Raw genomic sequence first — 12644 nt, 5'->3', positions numbered from 1 at the left:
AAGGAGGTTTTAGTATGTCTCAAAACTTCTCCATCTTTGTCGGTATTGACATCTCCAAGCATAAGTTCAACGCCTGTGCTATCCAAAATCCTAATTCTATCATCTTCGAATCTGCTTTCGATATGTCCAAACAAGGGTTTTCCTCCTTTGTTCAAAAGCTCTCCGTTTTCCCTAAGTCTTCTGTCCTTATCGCTATGGAGTCTACTGGCTGTTACCATCTTAACCTTCTTTCTTTCCTCTCTCTCAATGATTTCTCTTGTGTCGTTCTTAATCCTTTGCTTGTTAACAAATCTCTTCCCGTTGGGCTTAGGAAAACTAAAACTGACAAAATCGATGCTCGCTCTATTGCTCTTACCATCTTCTATACCCATCACATTCTTCCTACTTCTTCTTTCCTCAACTCAGATTTTCGGGATATTGCAAGGAAAAAGGAAAGCATCACTCATCAAATCTCAAGAGTCAAAAACGACATCGAAAAGCTTCTTTCTCTCCTCTTCCCTGAACTTGAAAAAGTGACCAACATCTACAATGATGCTATCTTGGATTTGCTTTCTTCTTTCCCTTCTGCTAAAGCTATCCAAAAAGCCTCCATTGATTCTCTACGTGTTTTCTTTTCAAAAACAATCGGTAGAAAGTTAAAACTTACCCCAGAAACTCTTAAAGAGCTTGCTAACAACTCCATCGCTCAGTATTGGCCAGTGAAAGAGAAGATTCTTATTCAAACTATCAAGGAACTTCGATTTTTACAACAGCAACTTAATGAGTTTGATGAGATGCTCAAAGAATATTGCAAATGTGCTTCGCTTAATCAAGATGTTGAAATACTCACGTCAATTGACGGAATTGGTGAAAATAGCGCACTGTATTTTCTTGCCGAAGTTGGCGATATTTCAAGATTTAGCACATACAAAAAACTAATTGCCTATTGTGGGCTTGACCCAAGCGTAGATGAATCAGGCAAACACAAAGGAGAAAGCCGTATATCCAAAAGGGGCAATGCCCACCTGAGACGAATAATTTGGCTGATGAGTGTGAATGTAGTGAGACACAACGAATATTTTAAAGCATATTTTCAAAGAAAACGAGCGCAAGGGTTAGTATACAAAAAAGCGATGATGAGTGTAGCGCACAAATTGCTAAGGACGATATTTGCTATGATGAAAAAGCGCGAGAAATTCAACATCGATCATACATTTTCGTCTTCTACTCAAAATTTAATTTTACATAGTTGACTCCCATTTTAAAGGATAATGTTAACTAAAAGTATTGAAACTTTCCAAAAACCGCATTATCCTTATAAAGAGGGGACACCCCCCAACCATCTCTTGACAAAGGAGGTATCCCGATATGAACAACTCAATGCTCTCTTGTCCCAAATGCGGTTCCACCAGCTTGTACAAAAACGGTCATGACAAATACGGTAACCAACAATTCCTTTGCAAACTCTGCCATCATTCTTTCAAACTCTCCCATTCTCACAAACGCAGAAACTTCCCTTTCCCTTATCCCAAATGCCCTTCTTGTGGTAAATCTAAGGCTTTTGTGTAGTGAAGAATCTTTAGAAAACGCACAATGGTAATATCAATCACATTCTTTCACACTTACACTCTTTCATCACTACAAGTTAACACTATCTTTTAAAGATGCCTTTTCGCTAAATCAAAACCTCTCTTTTATTAATTTTACACAATTTTATTGTCGGAGTTCAAACGTTTCTAAGCGTATGGTATTTGCTATAACCAAAGACATGCAATTATAGCCCCTTCATGCTCGTTTTCTCTTTGTTATGCTCGTTTATACGTTAGTATGCAAAGCGAATAAAAAAACTTCGAAAATGGTGATTTAGGATCTTTTTTCAAAAGATGTAAAACAACACAATTATAATATCGGTCGATAAAGTGATTTACTTAATGTGAATTTAACATACTTTTTTCACTAATTACTCATTGAAAGTTACATTGAGAATGATATAATAAGCATGAAAACAAAAAATGAAGTGCGTAATTTTTTCATAACTTATTAAAAGGAGGTTGGAGCTATGGCATCCAAAAAAGGTTTGACTGTAACACTTATTGTTATCGCTATCATCGTAGTAGCTATCATTTGGGCAGTAGCAGCAAACAAGAGCAAAGCAGCTGCAACAGAAGAAGCAACAAACACAACGGTTGAGTCAACAGAAACAACAGAAACAACAGAAGGGACAATGGAAGCAACAACAGAGACAACAACAGAAGCAACAGAAATAACAACAGAAACAACAACAGAAGCAACAGAAACAACAGAAACAACAGAAGCAACAGAGACAACAGAAGCAACAATGTAATTTTTTTAAAAGAGAAAGCGGGCTTAAAGCCCGCTTTTTTAACTTTTTTCAAACCTTTCATAGATTTTATCAATATTCCTAAGATAGTAGTCCGGTCTAAAGAGTTCTTCAAACTTTTCTTCTGTGATTAACTGACGTACTTTTTCATCGGAACGAACTCTCTCTTTAAATGACTCTCCTGTTTCCCAGCATTCCAAGGCGTATTTTTGAACAAGTGTGTAAGCCTCTTCCCTACTCATTCCAGCTTCTACAAGTGCAAGTAGTATTCTTTGAGAATAAACCAACCCCTGAGTTATGTCAATGTTCTTTTTAACTTTGTCTTCAAAGACCTTCAAGTTTCCAATCAGGTATCTTGCCTTTTCAAGCATATAGTATATTGTCATTGTTGAATCCGGGAGTATGTATCTTTCTGCAGATGAGTGGGAAATATCCCTTTCGTGCCAGAGTGCCATGTTTTCAAAAGCGACTTGTGCGTAGCTTCTCATCAACCTCGCCATACCCGTCAATCGTTCGCAAAGGATTGGATTTTTCTTATGAGGCATGGCTGAAGAACCTCGCTGTCCTTCCTTGAATGGTTCCATAGCTTCAAGCACTTCCGTACGTTGTAAATGCCTTATTTCAATTGCTATGCGCTCAATTAAGCCTGCAATTAGAGCAAATGTTGCAAGCAAATGAGCTATGTAATCACGCGAGATAACTTGTGTGGCAACGGGTGTCGGTTTTAATCCAAGCTTTTCCAGTGCGATTCTTTCAACTTCTGGAGAGATATTTGCGTAATTGCCAACAGCACCACTTAATTTTCCAACAGCTATCTCTTCACGAACATTTTTCAGTCTTTCAATATCTCTGAGAAGCTCCGCATACCACGAGAGAAACTTCAACCCAAAAGATGTGGGCTCTGCATGTACACCGTGTGTTCTACCAATCGTAGGAAGCGTTTTGTATTGGAGGGCTTTCTCATATAGAACCGCACTTAGCTTTTCCATCGATTCCAAAATGATATCTGTTGCCCGGACAAGTGCAAGTGAATTAGCCGTGTCAACAACGTCAGACGAAGTTAGCCCATAATGGAAGTACCTGGCTTCATCTCCCATATTTTTTGTTACGGACTTTATAAACGCAATAACATCATGGTCAACCACTTGCTCTGTAGCTAATATGTCATCCACATCAATAACTGCTTTCTTTCTGATTTCTTCAGATGTTCCTTTTGGTGCAACACCAACTTGCTCGTATGCTTCAACCACGGCAAGTTCAACTTCGAGCCATCTTTCATACTGAGCTTTCAAGGTCCATAAACTTTTCAATGGTTCAAGTGCGTATCGCTCTACCATCTTACTACACCCCCCACTGTGGTGGGTCAACTATCAGATTTTGCCCACCGTTTTTCTTTCCTCTAACAGCCACCAATTTTGCCTCTTTTTCAGGTGCCCCGTGTAAGAAGCACATTCTTTGAACTGTGAGATTTACTTCACTTAGATAACTCAAGACCGTCGTTAAGATATTCGGGGAAAAGACAAATACAAACGTTCCACGGTTCCTTATCAAATACGAAGCACTCTGTATAAACCCCTTTATTGTTTCTAAATCAGCAGTGCGACTCAAACGTCGTATCTTACTCGGGCTTTCCTTACCTTTCCCTGATAAATGGTACGGAAAATTCGACACAACCATATCAAACGTCTCTGGTTTATAAATATCTTTCACGTCTCTAACATCCAAATTTCTGAACCTTACCTTATCATCAATACCATTTAACTTTGCGCCGAGGTTTGCAAGTTCAACAAGTTCGCTCTGAATCTCTATTCCCTCAACAGTAAGATTATACAGTTTGGCAAGTGCAAAAGCAACTATCCCTGTTCCACTTCCAAGTTCTACAACGGTTTTCACATCACTTGTCGGTTTAGAATACCAAACTAAAAAAGCCGACGCGTGCGTCGGCTTGTGATGTGGTGTATCTATAGTTTTTATTCCCCGCAAAATCTCTGAAGAAAATTTCCCAATGTTCATCACAAGGTTTTCCCCTCATTTAAAGTTATCCACCGACGAAATCAACAAGTGATTTTTGTATAGCCATGGCTGCCGATTTTAAAGATGCCTCAAGCACAGCTTGTTGCATATTCAGTTGCGTTAAGACCTTTGTCAAATCGGCATCTTGCTCTTTTGAAAGGTATTCAGTGTTGAAGAGTTTCAAATCCTCTATCCTGGAAGTTACCATCTCTGCCATCCTTGACGTTGCACCAACAGATGCAAAATGCTCCATAACTGAGCGTTCCAAAACACCGATTTCTTTCAAAGATATCTCAGAAAGCTTTCTTTCATTTCCTTCGTATAACGCACTTATCGCATCATCAATGGTGGAAAAAACTGTCTTACCGTTCTCGAGGGTAAAGACATCGTAAACAGTTACTCCATAGGTAATAGCGTAACCTAAAGCATTGATTCTCCTTCTTATATTTGCTTCTATGGGTGTTTGTATGTTACCATTTTCATCAACCGGTCTTAGCTCCGACCTTGCACCACCGAAGATATACTCATCACCTACTCTTGTATTGGCAATCTCGATGAGATGCTCTTTCAAAGCTTTGAGCTCAGCTGCTATCGAATTTCTTTCATCAACGGTATTCGTGCCATTCGCACCCCGGACCATCAATTCACGGATTCTGTGATAGACATTTGATAGCTCTTGAAGTGTGGTATCGTAAGATTGGACAAAATTGTTGACATGGTCAACGTTCCTTTTAAACTGTTCAAGTTCTCTCAACCTGCTTGAGATATTAGAAGCCCTTGTAGCGATAACAGCATCATCACTGGGATACTGGACTTCCTTTCCAGAAGAGAGTTTATCGTGCATTCGTGCGATTCTGTATAAGCTTTGTTGAATGTTGAAAAGTGTTCGTTCGTTTATCATGTTATTTGTAATTCTCATACCTATCACCTCTTCAGCTTATCCAGACAAGGAAATATATTATCTACCAACCAAACCTAATTTATCAATGACTCTTGAAATCATATCATCCACAGCGGTCATCACCCTTGCTGCCGCATTAAACGCCTGTTGGTATTTTATCATATTCGCCATTTCCTCATCTAAAGAAACTCCTTTAACTCTTTCTCTTTCACCATCAATTTCCTTTTTCATCAAATCTGTATTGCTCTTTATCTTCATCGCAGTTTCACTTTCAACACCGAGTTCTGCTACAACACTACCAAGATATTCGTTAAATGATTCCAATCCATCGTTGAGAACCTTTTTGTTTCTCAAAGCCGAAAGTAGTTCTACAATACCTGTGTTTGCACGGCCGGAAGGTTTAAAGACCTTTGCATCCCAGTTCGGGTTTTCTTCAGTATATCCGATATCCACAGCCAACGTTTCGGGATTACTCTTAATCGTTGAGTTAACAGCGAATTTTTCGACAAACCTATATGGGTCTTTCGGGATCTGTTTATCTATGAATAATGCATCTGCCTTTATGTATCTCATTCTCTGGTCTTTTGGATGTTCAAATGGGTTAACAAATACAAATCCTTCATCCCAGTCGTTTAAAGGATTCCCATCGGGGTCTATAAATCCGAGCGCTGTCCAAAGTGCTTCTGGACCTTGGATAACTTTCTTAAGTTCAAAATCTAAAGACCGTGAGCCACGCAAGACAAATTTTCCATGGGGTGTAACATCCGCTATGATACCCGTATTTGCATCGTTTATCATTTTTGCCAAATCTCGTAATGTAGTCTTTGTAGGGTCAATTCTTATCTCTGTTGCCCCAATTCTGATAGAGAATGCTTGGCTTCTACCTACGATGTTTTCAAGCGTTTCGCGAGATGTGTCAAGGGCTTTATACGTTTCCACACGAATATTAGCTTGTGTGAACAGTCCACCGGAATCTGATAATTTTATGTTCTTTAAATTAAATTCGTTCGCTTTGGTTGGGATTATAAGCAACTTATCATCGTGCACGAATGCCCTTATATCACTCCCAAAATGTGTGTTAAGTTGATTTGCCAAGTCCTCAAGCGTAGTAGACGCTGTGATGTTTAAGATTTCCTCTTTTCCATTGATAGCTATCTTGTAGCTCCCAGGATTGACTTTGAAATCCTTCCTATCAACCACAAAAACATCAACATTTTTCGTCGCAAACCCCATAGTGTTGAACATGTTACCGTTGAAGTCAAGTGCGAGTGTATTTCTTAAATTCTGAGTAGATTCAAAGTAGAGCCTATATCCACCATCACCGTGTGCACCAACTTTCAAGTCAAACCACCTATCGGAAATCGATGAAAGCGTATTTTGGAAATCTTCAACTTTATCGTATGGGTTAACCCGTGCAGCGAAGATTTTCTCCGTTCCGTCAAAAAACACTATCGCACCCTTTTCGATAAAAGGTTTCGTTACAATATCGCTGAAATCCTTCCTATCGCTCATACCAGAAATGAACTTGATTGGACCGTTTTCAACACGTTTTGCTCCAGCCAATCGATAAAGCTTAGAATCCTCAATCCTATCTGCAGATATATCGTTGAAGAACTTCAAACCAGTAACACTTCCATCCCCGTTAAAACCATCTTGGTGGATTAAATTGAATTCGTCTGTCAGAGAGAGCACAAATTCATCGAGCCTATTCATGTATTTGACAAGGATTTCATCGCGAAGGTCAAATAAACTTTTCAACTTTCCATCGTTGAACACCACTTTCGAGTTCCCTGCAAAGACTTCTTTGAATCCTTTGCCAAACGGTCTTTCCAAAGCCCGTAACTCAACAACATCTTGACCTGTTAAGACTATCTGGTTGCCTATTCTAAGTGTTATCTGACCAGCGTTGTCTTCGTAGTAGTATATATCAGCAAGATTTGACAACTCATCTAAAATCCTGTCTCGCTCATCAAGCAAATCGTTTGGTGTGTATCTCAAACTCACCGCTGTTCTTACTTTCGCATTTATATCAGCAAGTCTTTTGACCATTGCGTTTATTTGCTGCGTTCGTTGAGCAATTTCGTTATCTAAATCCACACGTAACTGCTCCAAACGCATATACAAATCCTGGACATGCTGGACCAATTCCTCCGCTCTGCTTACAAGTCCACGTTTCGCTGCAGTATTTGTTGGGTCTGTTATAACCTCCTCAATTCCTGACCAGAGCGAATCAAACAAATACCTAATTCCCGCTTCGGAAGGTTCAGCAACGAGTTGTTCAACGAAATGTAGGTTCGCAGTGATTGTGTCCCAGTAATTGTATTTGTTGTTTGTCTGTCTGAATTGTATATCGAGGAACGCATCTCTTACCCTTTTGATGTCACGAACATATACACCCGTTCCTATCTGCAAAGGAATAGAAGGTTGTGTGAGCGAGCTTGTAGGAATGGGGTGCATGGTAAGTAATTCCGGTCTTTGCCTTGAAAAACCGGGTGTATTTGCATTTGCTATATTATGGGCAACAACGTTCATTGCCAACTTACTTGCGTAAATTCCAAGGAGTCCGGTGTTTAGTGTTCCAAATAAGCTGATGTCTGGCAAATCACATCACTCCCTTTGCTGACTTGGGAAACAAACGTAGTGGTAATTCACTTTAAGCTATCATATCTGGAAGAGTTGTAGTTTGCGGTATACGGAGCCACACCTTGTTTATTTTGGTTAAACGAATAATTTGGGGATGGATTAACACCTCTGACAAGATTGTTGAGAAACTCGAAATAGTGCTTCTCAAATTCGAAGATTTGCCTTATACTGTCCATAACAATTGTCAGTTCGTTGAGTTTCTCAACAATCTCAGCAGCAAAGTAAGCTACTTGCGAAACATCGGGTGCTGTCGAGTTATCAATATAATCCTTGACGCTTTGGTAACCCATTTCCCTTAAAATAACATCCCTTTCATCTTCCAGCCTTGAAATTTCCAAAGAGAGCTCCTCTATCGTGACTGCGTACCTTGAAAGCATATCTGACTGCCTATTAAGAACAGCACTTTCAAGTCCCCTAAAGGCTTGAATCATACTATCAAATACCCGAATTTCATTTTTCAGATTCTCAATTAACACTATCTCATCCCTCCAATATCTTCTTTGCTATCTTCTCCACATCAACTTTGAAAGTCCCATTCTCAATCGCCTGTTTAATTTTGTTAACAAGGTCGATTCTAATTTCAGGGTAGTTCTTAGCCATCTCGATATATTCAGCGACTTTCTTTCCTTCTTCGAGAGTAATAGAATCAGTTACGTTCTTTGCTTCGCCCTTCACTTTAGATTTTTCTACGTTCTTCTCCGTTTTTCCTTTAACTTCCTGTACGTTCTGAGCGCCCTGTATTCCCGCTTTGTTGATTTTGTCAATCATACACTTCACCATCCTTTCAAAGATTTATAACCATTCCTAAGTTAATTATCGGCAATAATTCGAATTCTCTTGAGTACCAATGTCAGTAATGATACTTTTCGTTTTTTAGAATTTTAAAACCTCTGAAAATCTGCTCAAGCAAAAGAATCAGGCACATTTCATGAGTAAACGTCATCCTAGAAAAAGAAATCCTCTCGGTTGCGTTTTTTCGCAGAGTCTCATCGATACCGAGAGGACCACCTATGACGAAGACCAGTTCAGAGTCTTTCATGAAAGTTTTGTCCATATACTGAGCAAATTCTTCACTGGTCATCTGTTTTCCCCAAAGGTCAATAAGTGTGTATTTACGGTCCTTCAATCTTTTCAATATGTGCTCCGATTCTTTTGAGATTATTACTTTTGGGTCGAGTGTGTTGATATCCCCGCCAAGCGGGACGAAGTTTACCTCAACTTTTGCAAAACGTGAGATTTTTTCTTCGTAGAATTCCTGAGCTGGCAGAAGATGTTTCGAGATTTTGCCTGGAATGATGATTTCTATCCTCATACTGGTGAGTAGAAATAAACACCTCCTATTTCTATTAGCTCTCCAGTCTGTTGCAAAAAGTCCAGTGTTTTCTCAAATAATGCCTCATTGTTTGAAAATACTAACTCTTTTATGTAGGTCATTTCCTCTTTGAAAACGAATGTTTGGGACAATATGCGCTTTACAAAATAGGCAAATGTAGAGACTCTAAGCATTTCCAAATCGCATACCATCTTTGCAGGTGTTGAGTAGGATATGTAGTCACTTTCATCTAAACCTTTCAAACATCCGCTTCTTTTCACAGCCTCGACGTAAGTTTTGAATTCGTTTGATGATATCTTGAACTCATTTTGCGCAAGCTGGTTCAAAGCTTTTACTCTTCCGTTGACAAATGCTTTGTAAGTTTTCTCAACAAATTCTAAAAGATGTTCAGCAACTACTGGATATTTTTCAAGTAGTGTTGCAAAGAAGGCTTTATTTCTATTTATCTCGTAACCGCCTTCTGAAAATAGTAAAATCTTATCGTTAACTAAGATATCAATTGCAGCTTTAAGGTCACCTATGGGAATTTTGTTATCTTCCGCAAATTGCGGAAGTGTTTTTTCACTTAATGACTCATACAAAACAGCTCTCAGAATCATTAGTTTTATATTCTTCAACCTCTCAGGTTTCTGGACTTTCCTCTCGTAAACCTCGTCAACGAGCTCGTGCATAGTCTGGAAACCGTATTTGGAAGGGTTGATGTTAAAGGAAATTAAAAAGCGAGAAAGGTTGTCACGAGTGAATTCTTTTCCAGAGCGTTTTAAGAATATCTCCATCTCTTCAGCTAATCTGTCTACGGGGTCTGTGAGATTCTCGTTTTTCACTATGTCCTCGTAGGGTATGAACTTATCAACGGCAGAAACGAGCTCATAACTTGTTGACTTTGTCCTTGCGAGCGCAATTACACGTTTACCATACGATTTGAGTTTATACACTAGTGCGGTGAAATCAGCATCACCGGTTACAAGGAAAAATGTATCTACAATGTTATTTCTGAGCGCTTGTTCTATGCAATCCACTGCTAATCTTATATCGTTTCCTTTCTTATTTGGCAAAAATTCTGCTTCTGGCACTTCGACAAGTTCTATACCGTAGTTGTACAACGCAAATGCTGCCATTTTATTTTTCGACCAAGAACCGTAAGCCTTTCCGCCAACGATTCTCCCATACTTCTGCGCTTCTTTGTACACAAGTTGGACATCTACCGGTTGATTTTGAAAATCAAAAAGTAGGAAGATATTAGAAAAAGTGGAAAAAACCGCCCCTTCCATTCTGTTCACCTCTTCCCCCAGAATGCTCTTAACGCGCTTAGTAATTTTAAAAACCAAAATAAGGCTTAAAAACTTTTACAGTAGCAATTATCACATTCTTTTTGGTCAATAAGATTATACACCATCTCACCTACTGGATTATCAATCCCCGCAAGATAATCTGCTAAGTGAAGATGAAGGCATTTTATCCTTTTCCAATCCTTTATCCCACCTGTTCCAACGGAAGACAAAACAGAAGACCAAGTAGAATCCTCTGGTTTCAATAAAGATAATCTTTTTGATATAACTTTCTCATGTGCAATTCGAAGTTTCTCCAAGAGTTCCGGGTTATTTTTAATCAGTTCTTCGTATTTGGTAATATAACCTTTTTCTTCTAACTTGGAAACTTCTTTTCTCAAATGAGGACATGTGAGGTAATGAATCGTGGGGAACGGCTTACCGTCTCTGATGGGATAGCTGAGGACAACCTGTGGAAAGCCACAAGAGCAACGCTTTTCAACACCCAGAACGTTGTCAACATTTCTACCAAGTTGCGAGTGGATAGCTTTTAAATCTTTATCACTAACGCGTTCCACTCGTCCATCACCATTTTTTCAACAATGTTGTACCCTTCAAAAAGGTTCGCTTTTTGAACGATGATTCCAGATAATATTAACAACCCATCTTCTTTTAGATAGTTCTTAGCACTCTTTAACATCTCAACAAGTATTTCCGCAATGATGTTTGAAACGATTATATCGTACTTTCCATCAACATTCGAGAAAAGGTCAGACCATCTTACTTCAATATCCACGTTGTTCCTTGTCGCATTTTCTTGTGCAACCTCAACTGCAAGGGGGTCGTTATCTACTGCCAGAACCCTTCTTGCTCCCAGTTTCTTTGCAAGTATTGCCAGTATTCCACTGCCACAACCAAGGTCGAGAACATCCATTCCGGGTTTTAAATACTTTTTAAGATACATCGCAGACATTTTTGTTGTCTGATGTAACCCTGTCCCAAAAGCCAAGCCTTGTGGTATTTTCAAAACGATAATTCCGTCCTTTTCTTCTAAATGATGTTCTTCCGGGTCTACCCAGACGCCTTCTATCATTTCAAAAGGTTCCGTTATTATGTTTTTGAACCAATCTTCGGGCTTTGTTTCCCTATACCCAACAAAAACCAACCCGGCATCTGTGAGTGCATTCTTGACCTCTTCCAACTTCTCTTCATATGGCGAAACAACAGCGAGGAATTTTCCCTCGCTGCTTTCTATTTCGTAATAATCGTATTCACCATATAATATATCATCTACAATGTCTTGCTTTGACTCATCAAAAGTAAAGACTATTTCTTTAAAAACCTTGTTGTTCTTTAAATTACTCAGAAAGTACCCTCCTCATAACGTAAGTATTGTTTCTTGGCAAGTAAGCCACGGGATCTCTGAGTTCTGAAGCAACTCTAACTTCAAAATGTAGATGCGGACCAGTTGATGTACCCGTGCTCCCAACTCTTCCAATAAAATCACCTTTTTCAACTCTCAAACCAACATAGACATTAATTTTCGAAAGGTGCGCGTAATAAGTCTCAGTACCACCATGGTCGATGATTATTAAATTTCCGTATCCGGATTTCCATCCAGCAAACTTAACAACACCCGACCTGGCGGCAAATACAGGATTACCTGTATCTGCTCTTATATCCACCCCTGTGTGAAACATCGTTTTGTTGTATATCGGATGGATTCTCCAACCAAACTCCGAGCTGATACTACCGTAAACAGGCCATATGTAATCTACAAGTTGCGTAAACGAAGTATTTTCTTTTCCAAGAGGGACAAAAACTTCTTTACCAGCCGGTATACTGTTCCCAATTGCAGGGTTTATTGCTAAAATATCCTCCGGGTCGATAAAAAACGCTTTAGCCAAAGCTGAAAGTGTCAAAGTTTTGACCGGTCTGTACATGATTCCTGGGACAAAAGGTATTTTCAGCTTCTGCCCCACTTTTAAACTTGATGGCGATATATCTGGGTTCCAATCAAGAATAACTGGAATAGGTATCCCAAAACCCTTTGAGATACTATATAAAGTGTCTCCCGATTGCACTTGATAGTTTATGTAAAAAGCCAATGCCATTCCAACCATCGCTAACATCAGGAATACTAGTATTTTTCGCACTCCTACCACC

At 39.2% G+C, this 12644-nt stretch carries 14 protein-coding genes; 3 read left to right on the top strand and 11 right to left on the bottom strand.

What is annotated here, in order from left to right; genetic code table 11:
- The first annotated feature begins 14 nt into the window (after positions 1 to 14).
- From JM64_RS07200 to JM64_RS07195, 3 genes are all read left to right on the top strand, one after another.
- Positions 15 to 1232, top strand: a complete 1218-nt coding sequence (locus JM64_RS07200; RefSeq protein WP_014450884.1) for an IS110 family RNA-guided transposase — start codon at positions 15 to 17, stop codon at positions 1230 to 1232.
- A gap of 115 nt (positions 1233 to 1347) precedes the next feature.
- Positions 1348 to 1548 carry an IS1/IS1595 family N-terminal zinc-binding domain-containing protein gene (locus tag JM64_RS10060; protein ID WP_231882322.1) on the top strand — a complete coding sequence of 67 codons (201 nt, stop codon included), beginning with the start codon at positions 1348 to 1350 and terminating at the stop codon, positions 1546 to 1548.
- Positions 1549 to 2038: 490 nt separating this feature from the next.
- A complete protein-coding gene (locus JM64_RS07195) occupies positions 2039 to 2323 on the top strand; it encodes a hypothetical protein (protein WP_064012064.1) in 285 nt (94 codons plus the stop codon).
- A gap of 38 nt (positions 2324 to 2361) precedes the next feature.
- On the opposite strand, the gene purB is transcribed toward JM64_RS07195, so the two are convergent.
- The 11 genes from purB to JM64_RS07140 form a co-directional block, all read right to left on the bottom strand.
- The gene (gene purB, locus JM64_RS07190; RefSeq protein WP_064012063.1) at positions 2362 to 3657 is read right to left on the bottom strand and encodes an adenylosuccinate lyase; all 1296 of its coding nucleotides are present in this window, start codon (positions 3655 to 3657) and stop codon (positions 2362 to 2364) included.
- A gap of 4 nt (positions 3658 to 3661) precedes the next feature.
- Positions 3662 to 4333 carry a tRNA1(Val) (adenine(37)-N6)-methyltransferase gene (locus tag JM64_RS07185; protein WP_064012575.1) on the bottom strand — a complete coding sequence of 224 codons (672 nt, stop codon included), beginning with the start codon at positions 4331 to 4333 and terminating at the stop codon, positions 3662 to 3664.
- 25 nt (positions 4334 to 4358) lie between these two features.
- Positions 4359 to 5252 (bottom strand): flagellar hook-associated protein FlgL, encoded by an 894-nt coding sequence (gene flgL, locus JM64_RS07180; RefSeq protein ID WP_064012062.1) that lies wholly within the window; start codon positions 5250 to 5252, stop codon positions 4359 to 4361.
- 39 nt (positions 5253 to 5291) lie between these two features.
- Positions 5292 to 7835: a flagellar hook-associated protein FlgK gene (gene flgK / locus JM64_RS07175; RefSeq protein WP_064012061.1), complete on the bottom strand. Its 2544-nt coding sequence runs from the start codon at positions 7833 to 7835 to the stop codon at positions 5292 to 5294.
- A 47-nt stretch (positions 7836 to 7882) separates the two neighbouring features.
- Positions 7883 to 8353: a hypothetical protein gene (locus tag JM64_RS07170; RefSeq protein ID WP_064012060.1), complete on the bottom strand. Its 471-nt coding sequence runs from the start codon at positions 8351 to 8353 to the stop codon at positions 7883 to 7885.
- A gap of 4 nt (positions 8354 to 8357) precedes the next feature.
- Positions 8358 to 8645 (bottom strand): flagellar biosynthesis anti-sigma factor FlgM, encoded by a 288-nt coding sequence (gene flgM, locus JM64_RS07165; RefSeq protein ID WP_064012059.1) that lies wholly within the window; start codon positions 8643 to 8645, stop codon positions 8358 to 8360.
- An 82-nt stretch (positions 8646 to 8727) separates the two neighbouring features.
- The gene (locus tag JM64_RS07160; protein ID WP_064012058.1) at positions 8728 to 9189 is read right to left on the bottom strand and encodes a 23S rRNA (pseudouridine(1915)-N(3))-methyltransferase RlmH; all 462 of its coding nucleotides are present in this window, start codon (positions 9187 to 9189) and stop codon (positions 8728 to 8730) included.
- Positions 9186 to 10481 carry an NYN domain-containing protein gene (locus JM64_RS07155; protein ID WP_064012057.1) on the bottom strand — a complete coding sequence of 432 codons (1296 nt, stop codon included), beginning with the start codon at positions 10479 to 10481 and terminating at the stop codon, positions 9186 to 9188. The genes JM64_RS07160 and JM64_RS07155 overlap by 4 nt, the downstream gene beginning before the upstream one ends.
- A gap of 65 nt (positions 10482 to 10546) precedes the next feature.
- Positions 10547 to 11056: a DUF501 domain-containing protein gene (locus JM64_RS07150; protein WP_064012056.1), complete on the bottom strand. Its 510-nt coding sequence runs from the start codon at positions 11054 to 11056 to the stop codon at positions 10547 to 10549.
- Positions 11029 to 11679, bottom strand: a complete 651-nt coding sequence (locus tag JM64_RS07145) for a 50S ribosomal protein L11 methyltransferase (RefSeq protein ID WP_231882320.1) — start codon at positions 11677 to 11679, stop codon at positions 11029 to 11031. The genes JM64_RS07150 and JM64_RS07145 overlap by 28 nt, the downstream gene beginning before the upstream one ends.
- Before the next feature lie 157 nt (positions 11680 to 11836).
- On the bottom strand, positions 11837 to 12634 hold the full coding sequence (locus JM64_RS07140; protein WP_064012054.1) for a LysM peptidoglycan-binding domain-containing M23 family metallopeptidase: 798 nt from the start codon (positions 12632 to 12634) through the stop codon (positions 11837 to 11839).
- Positions 12635 to 12644 lie beyond the last annotated feature (10 nt).

It is taken from the genome of Fervidobacterium pennivorans (assembly GCF_001644665.1).
Classification (GTDB): Bacteria; Thermotogota; Thermotogae; order Thermotogales; family Fervidobacteriaceae; genus Fervidobacterium; species Fervidobacterium ngatamarikiense.
Note: the sequence above shows the minus strand (reverse complement) of the source record. Positions and strands in the feature narration are given on the sequence as shown.